This is a genomic window from Streptomyces sp. NPDC004732 (assembly GCF_040609235.1).
Lineage (GTDB): Bacteria > Actinomycetota > Actinomycetes > Streptomycetales > Streptomycetaceae > Streptomyces.
The window spans coordinates 146580-162881 of record NZ_JBEXJR010000004.1 but is presented as its reverse complement, the minus strand read 5'-3'; the positions used below and the strand labels follow the sequence as shown (position 1 = coordinate 162881).

Here is a 16302-nt window from a genome sequence, read left to right as displayed (position 1 = left end):
ATGGCTGAACAGGGCACCTTCGACAAGCTCGTCGCCGAGGTCGGGCAGGCACTGCTGCCCCTGCGCGAGGCGGTCGCCTCCCCCGAGGCCTTCGTGGGCCTCCTCAACGAACTCGGCTGGACGGCAGCCGAACCCCCGGCCCCGCTGCGCGCGCTCGGCACCAGCGTGGACACGCTCTTCGACAGCCTGCGCCGACTCCTCGGCGACGGCGGGCTCAACCAGGGCGCGCCCGGACTCCGCGCTTCGGCACCCGCCAAGCCGGAGAGCGCCGCCGATGTCTCCGCCGACGACGCGGCCCGCGTACTCGCCGCCGTCCAGCGCCTGGTGACCGCCATCCGTGCCATCGCCGACGCCCCCGACTCGGCCATACCCGCGCACCTGCGGGCCGACGGGTTCCGCGAGAAGTTCCCGCGGCAGCTCCTCGACCATCTGGTCATCACCTACCTCCAGCGCTTCCACCCCTCCGTGGGCTTCGGGCTGCGCGCGTTCGGGGTCATCAAAGCGGCCTACGTGCCGCCCACGGGCAGCCGTCCTTCCCACACCCGCATGACGCTCGATGTGACCGACGTACCCAAGGTGCTCGACGATCCGTCGCTCGTGCTGAAGAACGCGTACGGCTGGGGCGGACCCGACCTGGACTTCGACGAGCTGGCCTCCCAGCTCGACAACCTCTTCCTGGCCATGGGCTTCGACGTGCGCATCGCGGCGCTGTCCGACGGTGCGGAGACCGCGGTGCAGGGGCCGCGCCAGGACCCGCTGGGCCCCACGGCGACCGCGCTCACCTTCGCCGCCTTCGACCAGTCCGTAGGGGGCGACGAGGGCGAGGGGCGGGCGCGCGGCGCGGTCCGGCTCGTACGGGTGCCGCCGGCTGTGCCCGGCGGGGCGCCGGGGCTCGCTCTGCTCCCCTCGCTGACCGGCTCGCTCGGGCTCCGCTTCGAGCTGCCGTGCGGCATCGCCGTCACGGTCCGCAGTGGGCTCGACCTCCAGGGCGGAGTGGCGCTCATCGCCAGGCCCGGCGAGGGCGTGGACGTGCTCACCGGCTTCGAGTCGGGTGGCGCTCCCGTGCACGCGAAGGGCGCGATCGAGGTCACGGCCGAGAGCATGGCCGCCGACGGGCAGCCCGTGCTGCTCCTGGGCACGCCGGACGGCACGCGGCTCCAGTTCCGCGCGCTCTCCGGCACGGGCGGCGTCCGGATCGACGCCGGTCAGGGCGACCCGGTGGACGTCTTCGCCGAATTCGACCTGCAAGGTCTTGAGTTCGTGTTCAAGGCGGGTCAGGACGCGGACGGGTTCCTCGCCGCCGTCCTGCCCGCCGACGGGTTCCGCATCGGCGGCGACCTGACCCTCGGCGTCTCGCACCGCGACGGCGTGTACTTCCGCGGCACCTCGAATCTGGAGCTCCAGATCCCGGTGGGGCAACGGATCGGTCCTGTCGAGGTCCAGAGCCTGAGCATCTCCGTGTCGCCCTCGGGCGGTGCCGTGCCGGTCAGTCTCGGCGCGACGTTCAAGGCACAACTCGGCCCCGTCACCGCCGTGGTGGACAAGGTCGGCCTCATCGCCCTGTTCGAGGGGCGCCCGGGGCAGGACGGGAACCTCGGCCCGCTCGACGTCTCGCTCGGCTTCAAACCGCCCGGCGGCGCGGGCCTCTCGATCGACGCGGGCGTGGTGCGCGGTGGCGGCTTCCTCGCCTTCGACTCCGCGCGCGGCGAGTACGCGGGCGCGATGGAGCTGGAGTTCGCCGACTTCCTGGCGCTGAAGGCGATCGGCCTGGTCAGCACCAGGATGCCGGACGGCTCGAAGGGGTTCTCGCTCCTCGTCGTGCTCACCGCCGACTTCGGCGAGGGCATCCAGCTCGGCTACGGCTTCACCCTGCTCGCGGTCGGCGGCCTGATCGGACTGAACCGGGGCATGAACCTCCAGGCGCTCGCGGAAGGCATACGGACGGGCTCGATCGAGTCCGTGATGTTCCCGCACGACGTGATCGCCAACGCGCCCCGCATCCTGTCGGACCTCAACGCGTTCTTCCCGCCCGAGCAGGGCACGTTCCTCATCGGCCCCATGGCCAAGATCGGCTGGGCCACCCCGACGCTGGTGAGCATCTCCCTCGGGCTGATCATCGAGATCCCCGGCAACATCGCCGTCCTCGGCACCCTGCGCGCCACCCTGCCGAACCTGAAGCTGCCCCTCCTCGACCTCCGCGTCGACTTCTTCGGGGCCCTCGAACCGGGCAAGAACCGGCTGTGGTTCGAGGCGCGGCTCGTGGACTCACACGTACTGACCATGCCTCTCGACGGCGGCATGGGCATCCTGGTGGCGTGGGGCGACAACCCCGACCTGGTGCTCACGGTCGGCGGCTTCCACCCCTCGTACAAGGCACCACCACTGCCCTTCGCCGTACCCGAGCGGGTGTCCGTCGACATCCTGCACCGTGACAAGCAACTGATCAGGATCTCGGGCTACTTCGCCATCACCAGCAACACCGTCCAGTTCGGCTCGAAGGCGGAACTCCGCCTCGGCTTCGGCAGCTTCGGCATCGAGGGACACCTCAGCTTCGACGCGCTGTTCCAGTTCAACCCGTTCCGGTTCGACATCGCCATCAGCGCCTCGGTCTCGCTCAAGGCCTTCGGGGTCGGCGTGTTCAGCATCGACCTGCGGTTCCGGCTCGAAGGGCCCGCACCCTGGCGGGCGCACGGAAGGGGATCCATCGGGTTCCTGTTCTTCTCCATCTCCGCCAACTTCGACATCACCTGGGGCGAGAGCCTCACCACCACCCTCCCGCCCGTCCTGGTCCTGCCGCTTCTCGCCGACGAGCTGCGCAAGACCGAGGGCTGGCAGACCCGCCTGCCCACCGGCAGCGGCAAGCCCCTGGTCAGCCTCCGCCAACTCCCCCCGTCCGACGACCTCGTGCTGCATCCGCTGGGCACGCTGTCCGTCCAGCAACGGGCGCTGCCGCTCAACGTCCGCCTCGACAAGGTCGGTACGCGGCGCACGGCCGACGGCAGGCGGTTCACCGTCGCGCCCGCGCCCGGCAGCGGGCTCGTACGCGTCTCGGACACCGGCGACAAGTTCGCCATGGCCCAGTACCAGGACATGAGCGACGCGGCGAAGCTGTCGAGTCCCGCGTACGAGACCCAGGACACCGGTCTCGAACTCACCGCCGCCGCGGGCACGTTGGCGTCCGCACGCGTCGTGCGCCGCAGCGCCCGCTACGAGCTGCACATCCTCGACAGCGCGCCCGCCGAGAGCGGGGTACGGGTGGCGGACCGCGCCGAGAGCCAGAGCGCCCAGCCGCCCGCGCGGCTGTCCGCCGGGCGCACCAAACGGTTCCACAGCGTCAGCCCCGCCGTCTTCGACGGGCTGCTCCAGGGCAGCAGTACGAGCAGGTCGCCGCTGTCCCGGCGGGAGGCGCTGCTGCGCCAGCCGTTCGCGACGGCCGACACCGTGCGCGTCGCCGACCAGCGGTTCGTCGTCGCGTACGTACGCAGCAACGTGCCCGCGCTGCCGCCGCGCACGCTCGGCCGCGGGCCCGCGGGCGCCCCGGTGGACTTCCGGAACCAGGCCACGGCGGCCGACGCGCTCGCCGACTTCGTCGCCGCCGACCCGACGCTTGACGGGCTGCTGCACGTCATCCCCGCCTCCGAGGCGGCGGTCGCGCCCTTCGTCCCCGGCACCTGGGCGGACACGGGGACGCTGCCCACCCCGGTGGCGCAGGTGGACTCGGTGCTCCTCGCCACGGGCAAGGCGCTGATAGCCGGAGGAACCGGCGCCACGGGTACGGCAGTTGCCGCGACGGCGCTCTTCGACCCCACGGCCGGTGCGTGGACCGCGTCGGTCGCGATGGCGGCGGCCCGCCGTCTGCACACCACCACGCGGCTCTCCGACGGCAGGGTCCTCGCCGCCGGAGGGCGGGGCGCGGACGGCACTCCCCTGGCCTCCACCGAGGTGTTCGACGCGCCCGCCGTGACGTGGACGGCGTCGGGGCCGATGGGCACGGCCAGGTTCGCGCACTCCGCGACACCGCTGCCCGGCGGCCGGGTGCTTGCGGCCGGTGGCAGTGGAGCCCGGGGCGGGCAGGGCTTCGGCGCGCTCCGCTCCGCCGAGCTGTTCGACCCCTCGACCCGCGCCTGGACCGCCACGGCGCCGATGAACGACGCCCGTACCAGCCATCAGGCCGTTCTCCTGCGCGACGGCCGGGTCCTGGTCGTGGGTGGCGCGCTGCCCTCGGGCGGCCCTGGCGACGCGGCGCTCGCGTACTGCGAGCTGTACGACCCGGCCAGTGGCGCCTGGAGCCCCACCGGAAGCCTGCACACGGCCCGCAAAGGCCACCAGGCGACGCTGCTGCCCGACGGCCGAGTCCTTGTCACGGGCGGCGAGGCGGTCACCGCGGCGGACGGCACGTTCAGTCCGCGCGCCCTGGCCTCCGCCGAGCTGTACGACCCGCTCTCCGGCACCTGGACTCCCGCGGCCCCGATGCCCGGCGGCCGCGCCCGGCACCGTGCGCTGCTCACCCGCGCGGGGGACGTCCTGGTCATCGGCGGCACCACGGGCCCCGGCTTCACCGCGGGCTTCCGGAGCGTGCTCGCGTACGACCCGGCAGCGGGCACCTGGACCAGGATCGCGGGCCTCTCCCAGGGCCGCTGGTCCATCGCGGTGGCCGAACTCGCCGACGACCGCGTGCTGGTGACCGGCGGCATCGCGGCGGCAGGCGCCGCGGCGGCAGGACCCGGGCCGCTCCAGCTCGCCGCCACCGGGGAGGCGCTGATCCCATGACCTCCCGGATCAGGCCCGGGGAGCGCCCCGACCCCGCAGACACCACCACCCGTACGACGGACGGCGTACCCGAGGAGCTTCGATGACCACCATCTCCACCCGGGCCACCGGGTCCTGGACGTCCGCGCCGGGCCTGCCCGAGGCCGTCACCTGGTACGGGCAGCACGACAACGCCGTCCCCATCTCCACCGCAGGCGCCCTGCTGGTCGCCGGAGGTGCCGACAGCACCGGTGCAGCCGTCAGCCAGAGCGCCGTCCGCGACGCCACCGCCGGGACGTGGGTCCTGGCCGGAGCCCTGAACACCCCCCGGCGGCTGCACACCCTGACCCTCCTCGCCAACGGGAAGGTCCTCGCCACCGGCGGCACAAGCGGCGCCTCGCGGGGCGCGCCCGCACTCGCGACGACCGAGCTGTACGACCCGGCGACGCACGCCTGGACCCCCAGCGGCAGCATGGCGGGGCCCCGCGCGGGCCACAGCGCGGTCCTGCTCGCCGACGGCAAGGTACTCGTCGCCGGAGGCACCACCGTCCGGTCGGCACAGACCACCAAGGCGCTGCACACGGCCGAGTTGTACGACCCGGCGGCGGGCACCTGGTCGGCGGCGGGCGACATGACGGAGGCCCGTACGGGACACACCGCCGTGCCCCTCGCGGGCGGTGCCGTGCTGGTCTGTGGCGGAACCGCACCGGTCGGCGGCGCCGACGACCCGTCCCTCGCCTTCTGCGAGCTGTACGACTCCGGCACGAAGAAGTGGGCACCGACCGGCAGCCTGCGCGCGCCCCGCAGCCACCACCAGGCCACGAAGCTCTCCGACACCAAGGTCCTGGTCACCGGCGGCACCGCGCTCGGAGCACCGGGCGGCGGCCCGTTCGACCCGTTCAGCCAGCGCACGGCCGAGCTGTACGACCTCACCTCCGGGACGTGGAGCCCGGCGAAGGACATGCCGTCGGGGCGGGCCCTGCACCGCGCGCTCCCGTTCGGTCAGCACGGGGTCCTCGTCATCGGGGGCGCCGCCGACGACAAGGACGAGACCGGCTACCGCAGCGCGGTCCTCTACGACGCCGACGCGGACGCCTGGACCCCGGCCGCGGGCCTTGCCGAGGGCCGGTGGGCCTTCGCCGCCGCTGCGCTGCCCGGCGGGAAGGTCCTCGTCACGGGCGGCACGGCCCGCACCGGGACGGCCGCCGCCGACCCCGGCCTGCCCGAACTGACGGCGAGCACGGAGATCTTCACCGCGGGTGGTTCCTCGTGACGGCGAACGCGTACTCGTTCCTGCCCTGGCTGCGTGCCGGGATCGCCACCCGCATCACGGGTGACCCCGGCACCTCGGCGCGCGCCGCCGTCCCGGTCCGGCTCCGCGTCTCCGGCGAGCCCCTCAAGGGCGGGCCGCTGGTGCAGGAGATCGAGCGGAACGTGCAGCTCTACGGCCCCGGGGACGTCACCGGCATCGACCCGCGTGCCATCTCCCGTACGGAACCGCGGCCCGCCACCACCAACTACGAGCCGAACTACCTCGCCCACATCGAGTTCTGCGACGAGGACTTCCCCTGGCGCTACAGCCCGGCCCCGCCCGACGACGCCACCAAGCGGCTCGCCCCCTGGCTCGCCCTCGTCGTGCTCACCGCCGGGACCGGTGCGGCGAACGGTGCGGCCCCGGAGTTCACCGAGAGCCCGCAGGGCAGCGGGCCCCTGCCCGTGATCGCCGTACGGGACACCGCCGCGACCCTGCCCCGGCCCGAACAGCTCGGCGCCTGGGCGCACGTGCACGTCAACGGCTCGCTGACGGGTCCGGTCGCCTCCGACAGCACGGCGCCCGCCCTTGCCGCGCTCGCCGAGGTGCTCCGCGCCAACGCGGACAACGCCTGCTCGCGGCTGATGTGTCCACGCAGGCTGCGCCCGGACACGGCGTACGAGGCCTTCCTCGTACCGGCGTTTGAGACCGGCCGTCTTGCCGGGCTCGGCCTCGATCCCACGGGCTCGCCCGGCGCCCTGTACCTGGCGTGGGGCCCGCCCTACGCGGGCCGACCGGCCTCGGGGCACCTGCCGTACTACCACCGCTGGCAGTTCACCACGGGCAGCGCCGGCGACTTCGAGGCCCTCGTACGCCTGCTGCGTCCCCAGCGGCCCGACCCGCGCGTGGGGCGCAGGGACATCGACGTACACCGCTCGCCCGGCCTCGGCCTGCCCGGGATCCTGACACCGGCCGCACTCGGCGGCGTCCTGCCGATGGGCGGCGCCCTCAAGGTGCCGCAGCCGCCGGGCGCGCCGCCCGACGACGCGGAGAACTGGGACAACTTCCACGACCGGCCACCCCCCGCGGCCCCGTACCCGCACCCCTTCCAGAGCGCCCTGGCCGCGCTGATCAACCTGGCGGACGAATACCAGCGCCACGCACCGGCCGCGGCGCACGCCACGCTCGAAGCGCCGCCGATCGCCGCCCTGCCACGCGCAGCGGCGTCCGATCCCCTCCTCACGCCCTCGCTGTACGGCAGGTGGCACGCGCTCACGCCGAGGCTGCTGACCCGTCAGGACGGCACGCCCGTCCCCTCGCCGGAGAACCGCAACTGGGTCCACAGGCTCAACCTCGACCCGCGCTTCCGTGTCGCCGCACAGCTGGGCACGCAGGCCGTCCGGGCACGCCAGGAAGAGCTGATGGCCGCGGCCTGGGCGCAGGTCGGCGACGTGCTGGCCGCCAACGCGCGGATCCGCGCCGCGCAACTGGCCCGCGAGGTCGGACACGTACTCCAGACCAAGCATCTGGACCCGGTGGGCGGCGCCTCCGTGGCGCAGTTGGCCGCCGCGCCGTCGGGGCGCTCGCTCCGGCTGACGGCGCCCGCGCACTCGCGGGTGACGGCCGCCGTGGCCGGGGCCCCCGCCGAGGCGGTCGCCGCGCTCAACGGGCAGGCGGAGAAGGTCGCGATCGGCTTCCGGGTGGCCGCGAGCCAGGTGGCGGGTGCGCCGCTCTCCCCGGCGATGCGGCGGATCACCCGGCCCGGATCGCGGCTGATGCGGACGCTGCCCTTCACCGCGGAGCGGCCGCCGGACGCGCTCGTGCCGCGTATGGACGACCCCTCGGCGGCGGTGACGGCCGCGCCCGCCAAGGCCACCCCGACCGGGATCGTCACGGCAGAACGGCTCACCGAGGAGCTGCACCCCGGAGCTCCCGCCACGGATCCGGTCGACGGCCTGCCGCACAGCCCCGACTTCCGGCTGCGGGATCTGGGCGACCCGGTGGTGCCCGGGCAGGGCACCACCGACAGCCCCGAGGCGGCCCGCTTCAAGGGTGCGCTGCGCGAGCTGTACCAGGGCTTGAACCTCGCCACGTCCGTCGGAAGGACCCCGCCACGCTTGCGGCTCGAAGTCGCCCTCGCCACCGGGTCGGTGCTGACCGCGCTGCGCGCCGACACGACGGTGCCCAGGACGCTCCTTGGATCGGTCGGACTGCCCGAGCGGCTGCGCCCGTTCGCCGACGACTTCATCGAGGCGATGGCGTATCCGGTCTTCGACCTGCCCACCTACCAGGCGATCATCGACCAGTCGGTGGACGCGTTCGTCCCGAACCTCGGCCTCCTTCCGCAGAACTCGATCACCCTGCTCGCCAACAACCGCGAGTTCATCGAGTCCTACCTCGCAGGACTCAACCACGAGATGGCCCGCGAGCTGCTCTGGCGGGAGTACCCCACCGACCAGCGGGGCAGCCCCTTCCGGCAGTTCTGGGACCCCAGGACCGCGCAGCTCAGGCCGGGAGAGAGCGCCGAACGCCGACGCGAGCGGTGCTACGACATCCCGCCGCTGCACACCTGGCCGACCACCGCACGGCTCGGCCAGAACGCCAACCACCCTGTCGGCGCGGGCCCTCAGAAGGAGGACCTGGTCCTGGTCGTGCGGGGCGAGCTGCTCAAGCGGTATCCGACGGCCGCCGTCTACGCACAGCGGGCCGAGTGGCCGACCGGTGCCGACGGGCTGCCCGACCGCACCCAGGAACGGGTCCCCGTCACCCTCCCCGACGAGGACAGGCCACCCCACTCGCTGGTGCGGCTGCCGCTGTACGAGGCGAAGATCGACCCCGACATCACGCTCCTGGGGTTCGACCTCGACGCGGACGAGGCGCGCGGTGATCCGCCCGCCGACGCGGGCTGGTTCTTCATCCTCAAGGAGCGCCCCGGAGACCCGAGGTTCGGGGTCGACGACGCGGCGCCCACCCCGGTGGAGGTCTGGAACGACCTGTCGTGGACCGACGTGGACCCGCACGCACGCGGGTTCCTCGAACTCGATCCCCAAGTCACCGTTCCGCTGGTCGGCTTCGACGGCTCCGAGGACGACCAGGAGAAGCGGGAACAGCGCGCCGAGGACGAGAACCTGCCGCTCTGGCACGCGGGGCTCAGCTCCGCCGACCTCGCCTACATCCTCTTCCAGGTTCCGGTCCTGGTGGCCGTCCACGCACAGGAAATGCTGCCGCGATGACGCACTCGACAACGCCCCAGGCCACGTCGGCCCCGAAGACCACGACGCAGCTCAGCGACGACTTTCCCGTCCTCCTCGCTCCCGTACGGATCGAGACCCGCTTCACCCCGACCGAGCTCCTGATCCGGGTGTTCCCCGACGAATGGGCCGTCGACAAATTCGAACCCCGGCCCACTCCGGCCGAGATCGCCGCCCTCGACGCCTACTGGACGGCGCGCTGGGCCGCGGCGCGGGACCCCGCGGCGCTCCGTGCCGCCCGGCAGGAACTGGCCGGCCGGATCGCCCCGGGACGCGCCGCGTGGCTCCTTGGCCAGCGGGTTCCCGCCAACCCGGCCGACGAGCCGGTCGCCGTCCCCGCGGGCACGACGGTGCTCGTGGTCGTCGGCCCCAAGCCGGTGGCCGCCGCGGACCGCCTGCCGACGGTGACGTACTGGACCGCCGTCTGGCGCGCGCACGGTGACCGTCGCCTGCTCCGGCAGGCCGACGCCGCGCTGCGGACCGCGACCGGCACCACCCGGGCGGCCGCCATCCGGGCCCTGCGCCCCGCCGGTGTCGAAGGAGCACCCGTCGCCACCGGCGACGCCGTACAAGTCGCCTTCCTGGTGCTTCCGCCGCCCGCGGCCGGGTCCACGGACCCCGACTCCTGGACCCGTGCCGCGCGCGCCCGTCTGCTGCCCGAACGCTTCCAGGCACTGGGCTACGTCGGTGGAGCTCAGGTGCTGTCCGCGACCGGTGCGGCCGTGCCCGAGACGCTGCCCGTGAGCCCCGACCCCGCCGCGACCGACCAGGTCTCCGTGGACCCGGTCACCGGGGCCCTGCACGTCCCCGACGAACTGCGCTGGCTCACCGACTTCGACCGCGCCGTCGCCGTCGGGATGGGACTGCGCGTCCCGCTGGACGACCGGACGCGCGGTGGCCTCGACCAGCTGCTCGTCCTCGGCCTGCGCGCACAGCCCGACCCGGTCAAGTCCGCACAGCAGCTCTCCGGCCTGATCACTCAGCAGCTGCGTGGCCCCGACGGCTATGCGCTGCTGCCGCAGGGCACCCCGACCAACAACACCGAACGGCTGCCCGCGGGACAGAGCGACGCCGACGAGGCGGAGTCGGCCCTGCGCCCCGGGGCGGCGCAGGGCGCACAGGCCGCCGACTGGACCACCGGGACCGACGGGCGGCGCTTCGCCGACCTGCTCGGCCTGCCGCCCGCCGTCATCGAGGGAATGCCGCACGCGGACGGCACCGACCAGCGCGAGGCACGAGCCGCCAACACCGCGCTGTGGCCGGTGACGTGGGGTTCCTTCCTGCCGACCGCCATGCACCCGGTCCTCGACGCCGAGACCGTCCGCAAGACCAGGGACTTCTTCCTGCGCTACGTCTCCGGGCGTGGCCCCGTCCCGGCCGTCCGGGTCGGCAGTCAGCCCTACGGCATCCTGCCCACCACCGCGTTCTCCCGCCTCACCTGGCCCGCATCGGCCGTCCATCTGCGCGGCCTGAACCAGCTGTTGAGCGCGGCGGCGCAGGACTGGCGGGCAGCGTCCGACAAGGTCGCCCGTCTCGGCAGGACCCCTCCATCCGGTGGGGACGCCCAGGACCCGCACCAGCTCCTCCTGGACATCCTCGCCCTGCACCCCACCTCGGCCGAGTACCACCAGCGGTACGCGCAGAGCGTCGAGGACATCTTCAACCGCGAGAACCTCGGCGGCCGGGGCTCCGCCGTACTGCCCGCCCTGGACCGGCTGAACATGCCGGGACCGCTGCGCGCGCTCCTTGCCAGGCTCGGGCACCGGAACGGCAGCCCGGACCACGACCCCGACCTGCTGCGCAAACTGTTCACCGACTTCCAACAGCCGCTCCTCGCGCCGCTGGTCGACGACCGGCCCCTGTCGGAGACGGACCCCGTGCACGCCAGCACCCCCGACGGCCGCAACTACCTGCGCTGGCTCGCCCAGGAAGCGGCCCACGGCCTGGACACGGTCCGACTCGAACTCGGCTTCACCGACGACACCCCGCCCTCCGCACTGCTGTACCTGCTGCTGCGGCACGCGGTGCTCGTCGGCTGGGCCGACGCCGCCCGCAACCTCGCCGTCGCCGCCGGGGTGGCCACTCCCGACGAGCTCACGGCCGACCCGCCGTTCGTGCACGTACGCATACCGGATCCCGGCCAGGCCCTGCCCAGCGAAAGCCGCTTCCGCAGGCTGTACTCGCCGGAGCGCGCCGTGACGGGCAGCCCCGACCAGCTCCTGGCCGACTTCATCCCGGGCACGATCGGCAGCACCCCCGCCACCGCCGAACTCGCCGAACAGATCACGGCACTCGGCATCCTCGCCGACCTGCCCACGGCCCGCCTCGAGCGGCTGCTCGCCGAACACCTCGACCTGGCCACCTACCGGCTCGACGCCTGGCGCATCGGTCTGGCCACCGCACGCCTGGAAGAGCTGCGGTTCGGCGCGAACGGCGGCGGGGCGCCCCGTCCGGGCCTGCACCTCGGCGCGTACGGCTGGCTGGAGGACGTCCGGCCCCGGGCGGCGCAGCTCACCCCGGTCGAGCTGACCGGCAAGCTCGCGGAGATCTTCAGCGGCGGCACGCCGCTCCTGCACGACCCGGACAACGCGGGCTTCGTCCACGCCCCCTCGCCGGGCCACGCCAGGACCGCCGCCGTCCTGCGCGCCGGATACACGGCCAACGCGGCCCCCGAAAGCCCCAGCACCTTCGCCGTGGACCTCAGCTCGCAGCGGGTACGGATCGCGCTGAGCCTCCTCGACGGGCTGCGGCAGGGCCAGCCGCTGGGCGCACTGCTCGGCTACCGCCTCGAGCGCGGCCTCCACGACCGGCACGAAGAGGCGGAGGTCGACCGCTTCATCACGGCGCTGCGCGAACGGTTCCCGCTGCGCGCGGGGAAGATCGCACAGACGGCCACCGACCCCTCCGAGGCCGTCCCCATCGAGCAGGTCGAGGCACGTAACGTCGTCGACGGCCTCGCCCTGGTCCGGCACGTGACCCGCACCGGAGTGCCGGACACCTACCCGTTCGGCCTCGGTGACGTGCTGCCGCCCGCCACTCCTGGTCAGGCCGCGGCCATCACCGCCGAGGTCCATGCGCTCCTCGACGTGCACGATGCCCTCGCCGACCTCGCCGTGGCCGAGAGCGCCCACCAGGCGCTGGCCGGGAACACCGAGCGCGCCTCCGCGACTCTCGACGCCTATGCCAAGGCAGGCTTCCCGCCTCAGCCCTCCGTGGTCGAGACGCCGCGCAGCGGCACCACCCTCACCCACCGCTTCGGGCTGCGGCTGCGGCCCGGGCTGCGCCCGGACAGCCACGCCACGCCCAGGGCACAGGCCGAACCCGCCGTCGACGACTGGCTGGAGGGGCTGCTTCCCGACGCCGACGACGTGGTCGCGCGCGTCACCTGGACCGACCCGGTGAACGGGCAGGCCCGAAGCCGCGTCGTCGCCCTCGACGACCTCGGACTCGATCCGATCGACCTGCTGTGGACGGTCCGTTCGGCGGGCGCCGAGGCGATGACCGACCTGGAGGACCGGATCATCGGCACCGTGGTCGACAAGGACCATCCGCGCCCCGACGCCGCCCTCACCATCGGCCACACCGTCCGCGTCCCCGGCAAGGTCACCTTCTTCGAACTCTCCCCGCTCATCGGCGCGTTGCGCACCCTGCTGACCACCTCACGCCCCCTGCGGACCAGTGACCTCGTGCCCGCCGCGGGCACCGCGACCGTGGACCGCGCCGCCGACGACGCGGTGTCCCTGTCCCGCGCACGGCCCGCCGCCGTCCGTGACTCCCTCGCCGAACTCGACGACGAGGCGGCCGACTTCGTCCACGACCTCTCCCCCCTCTACCCGGACCCGCCGGCGCAGCCGTCACGGGCCGCGGTGCTCGCCGCCATCGACGGGTTCCTCACCCGTTACGCCGACCTCGCCACCACGGCGAGCGGGTTCGGGATGGTACGCAGCGGCTGGGGCGAGCTCGTCCAGTGGCGCGGCAGCGCGTACGCCGACGTGCTCGCCGCCGTCGCCGCCACCGCGGCACGCATGACGAGGGCGCTGGCCGACGCCGACGCACTGCTCGCCCAGTACGACACGCTGCCGTCCAACACCCCCGTCAGCGAACGCTTCCGTGTGCTCCAGCAAGCCGAACGGCTCCTCACCACCACACCGACCGCCACCCTCCCCAACAGCCCCGGGCAACTGCGCAGCATCGTCGGCAACCGCCGCACCAGCTTCCGCAACCGCCTCCAGGCACTGAACCAGCAGGCGCGGACGACGCGGAGCACGCTCAGCGCGCTGCTCGACGATGTCAGCGACCTGCTGCCACTCACCGGCTTCGACCCCGCCGGGCTCGACCTGACGCCCGTCGAGGACCGGGTCGTCGCCTTCGGCAGGCAACTCCTCGATCGGGCACACGCGTTGCGCGCCGACATCGCCGTCCGGCTCGCCTCGGCCGATGCCGCGCTCGCCGAGTACGACCAGGCGATCACCGGGCCCGACCGGGTCGCGGCGGCCACCGAGGCGCTCCGGGCGATGCTCGGCCCCGAAGTCCTCGCCGTGCCCGAGTTCGCGCCGCCCGACACGCTCACCGCCGAGTGGACCAAGGCGCGCAGGGACAGCGACAAGCTCGTGGAGCACCTGACCCGGGCGCCCGTGAAGCGGGACTTCCCGCTGGACGACTGGATCCACGGGCTCGCCCGGGTCCGCGAGATGCCGCGGCTGTGGGAGCGTGCCGTGCTGCTCAGCTCCGCGCTGCGCGACGACGAGGACGAGCCCGGGCTGACCCCCGTCCAGCTCCCGTTCCGCCAGAACGACCACTGGCTCGGCATGGAGTTCGCCCCCGACGCCGCGATCACCGAGGACAGGCTGCTGTTCACGGCGCACTACGCCCGCGGCGCGGACGAGGACGAGCCGCACTGCGGACTCCTGCTCGACGAGTGGACCGAAGTGATTCCCGCCGACCTCGAGACCACCGCGATCACCGCCGACGTGGACCGTCCCGACTCCGAACCGCCCCAGGCGATGCTGCTCGTCGTACCGCCCGTACGGACCGGCACCTGGGACACCTCCGACCTGGTGGCGGCGGTCCACGAGACCTTCGACATGGCAAGGTCCCGCGCCGTGGAGCCCGTACATCTGGAGGACAGCGCGTACGGGCACCTGCTGCCCGCCACGCTCATGTCGGCGACCACGCAGCCGATCACCATCAGCACCGATCTCTCGATCGCCAACGTGCGCTGGAAGGCCGACCATGACTGAGCCACGCATCGCGGATCTGGCCGGAGCGCTCCGGGACCGCGCGCACCCCGCCGTCGGCGTCTGGAACCGGCTCGAAGGCAGGCCGCGCACCACTGACTTCGACCGCGCGCTGCGGGCGGAGGTCCGGGACGCGCTGTGGCTGCTGACCCGGCAGTGGCAGCTCGGCGAGTTCCAGGGCGCCGACGCGGGCTCGCCCGTGACCGCGCGGTACGCCGTGACGACCAGCGCGCCGGGCCGGTTCCGTCCGGAGGGCGGGCCGTCCGAGCCGCTGCCCGCCGACCGGCCCCTCGAGACGGTCGCCGAACGCCGTCCGCTGCCCTTCGTGTCCGGCGCCGAGCGGACCTCCTTCGATCTGCGTCTCGCGCTGGGCCGCCGCTGGCGCAAGCTGGTGTCCGACCCGCCGGTCTTCCGCGCGCACGACGTGCCGGAGCAGTTCGCCGCGCGCTATCCGGTGGCGCTGCCCGATCCCGCCGACGAGGCCGACAGCGCGCTGGTCGCGCACCCGGAGGTCTGGGCGACGATGCAGGCGCTCGCCGGGCGCCGCATGGACGGCTACCTGCTCTACCAGCACCTCAAGGCGGGCGGACGCGCCTCGGACGGCATCGATCTGCCCGGCCCGCACCGCGCGGCCCTCGATGCGCTCGCGCCCAGGCTGACGTCCTGGTTCGACCAGTTGATCGACCAGCCGACCGGGGCGACCATGGAGCGGCCCGACGGCGACGCCACCTGGAACGCCAGGCGCCTCGAACACTCCTTCGCCGTCTCCGCGCCCGCCCCCGGCGGCGGCGAGCAGGTCCTCACGGCCGCCGAGTACCCGGGCGGTGAGCTCGACTGGTACGCCTTCTCCACCGATCCCGGCGGCTCGCTCGGCGGTACGGGCCCGACGCCCGTACCGGCGGGACGCACCGTGTTCCCGGCACCCGTCGGCTACGCCGGGATGCCCCTGCCGCGCTGGTGGGCGCTGGAGGACGGGAACACGAACTTCGCCGCCGTCACCCCCGACAGCACCGACCTCGCCCGCCTGATCTTCCTGGAGTTCGCACTCGTCTTCAGCAACGACTGGTACCAGCTCCCCTGCGACGTGCCCGCCGGAACGCTCGCCACCATCCAGGGGCTCGCGGTCACCGACGTCTTCGGGCAGCGCCGCTGGATCACCCCGGCGGGTACGGGCGAGCGGCAGGACTGGCAGCGCTGGTCGATGTTCACGCTCGGCGCCGACGGCGGGACCGGCCTGCTCCTGCCGCCCGGCACCCCGAAGGTCGCCACGGGCCCTGCGCTGCAGGACGTGGCGCTCGTACGGGACGAGAACGCCAACCTCGTCTGGGGCATCGAGCAGACGGTCCAACTGGCGGACGGCGGGCGGCGCAACGGCGACGAGGCAGCCGCCGAGCACCTCGCCCAGCGGCGCAGGCTGCACCCACCGGGTCCCGTCGACGAACCGCACGCCGACGTCGCCTACAAGATCGCGAGCCCCGTCCCCGAGAACTGGATCCCCTTCATCCCCGTACACGTGCCCGGGGACACCCGGAGCGTGCAGCTCCAGCGTGCGGCGATGCCCAGCGAGGTGGACGGCACCCCGGTCCGGCCACGCACACCTCTCCTGCGCGAGGGACTGGACGCGGGGCGGCCGTACTTCATCAACGAGGAGGAGGTCGCACGCACCGGCACGCGGGTCACCGTCGCCTTCAACAGGACCCGGTGGCGGGACGGCCGTGTCGTCGTCTGGCTCTCGGCGCAGCGCGGCACCGGCCACGGCGAGCGTTCCAGCGGCCTCACGTTCGACGTTCTGACCGACACCTCCGTCTGATCA

The 16302-nt window shown here is 73.6% G+C and carries 5 protein-coding genes; all 5 read left to right on the top strand.

Features of this window, described 5'->3' with window-relative positions; genetic code table 11:
- Entirely contained in the window at window positions 1-4770 is a 4770-nt protein-coding gene (locus tag ABZV77_RS13010; protein WP_356254636.1) for a DUF6603 domain-containing protein, read from the top strand.
- A gap of 82 nt (window positions 4771-4852) precedes the next feature.
- Window positions 4853-6022, top strand: a complete 1170-nt coding sequence (locus ABZV77_RS13005) for a kelch repeat-containing protein (protein ID WP_356254633.1) — start codon at window positions 4853-4855, stop codon at window positions 6020-6022.
- Window positions 6019-9234: a hypothetical protein gene (locus tag ABZV77_RS13000; protein ID WP_356254631.1), complete on the top strand. Its 3216-nt coding sequence runs from the start codon at window positions 6019-6021 to the stop codon at window positions 9232-9234. The genes ABZV77_RS13005 and ABZV77_RS13000 overlap by 4 nt, the downstream gene beginning before the upstream one ends.
- A complete protein-coding gene (locus tag ABZV77_RS12995; RefSeq protein WP_356254628.1) occupies window positions 9231-14492 on the top strand; it encodes a hypothetical protein in 5262 nt (1753 codons plus the stop codon). Before ABZV77_RS13000 ends, ABZV77_RS12995 begins: the two co-directional genes overlap by 4 nt.
- A complete protein-coding gene (locus ABZV77_RS12990; protein WP_356254625.1) occupies window positions 14485-16299 on the top strand; it encodes a hypothetical protein in 1815 nt (604 codons plus the stop codon). Before ABZV77_RS12995 ends, ABZV77_RS12990 begins: the two co-directional genes overlap by 8 nt.
- The last annotated feature ends 3 nt before the right edge of the window (window positions 16300-16302 follow it).

Bases quoted from the DNA above. Each gene is read 5' to 3' on its own strand.
- ABZV77_RS13010 (WP_356254636.1), top strand. From the start codon at position 1: ATGGCTGAACAGGGCACCTTCGACAAGCTCGTCGCCGAGGTCGGGCAG.
- ABZV77_RS13005 (WP_356254633.1), top strand. From the start codon at position 4,853: ATGACCACCATCTCCACCCGGGCCACCGGGTCCTGGACGTCCGCGCCG.
- ABZV77_RS12995 (WP_356254628.1), top strand. From the start codon at position 9,231: ATGACGCACTCGACAACGCCCCAGGCCACGTCGGCCCCGAAGACCACG.
- ABZV77_RS12990 (WP_356254625.1), top strand. From the start codon at position 14,485: ATGACTGAGCCACGCATCGCGGATCTGGCCGGAGCGCTCCGGGACCGC.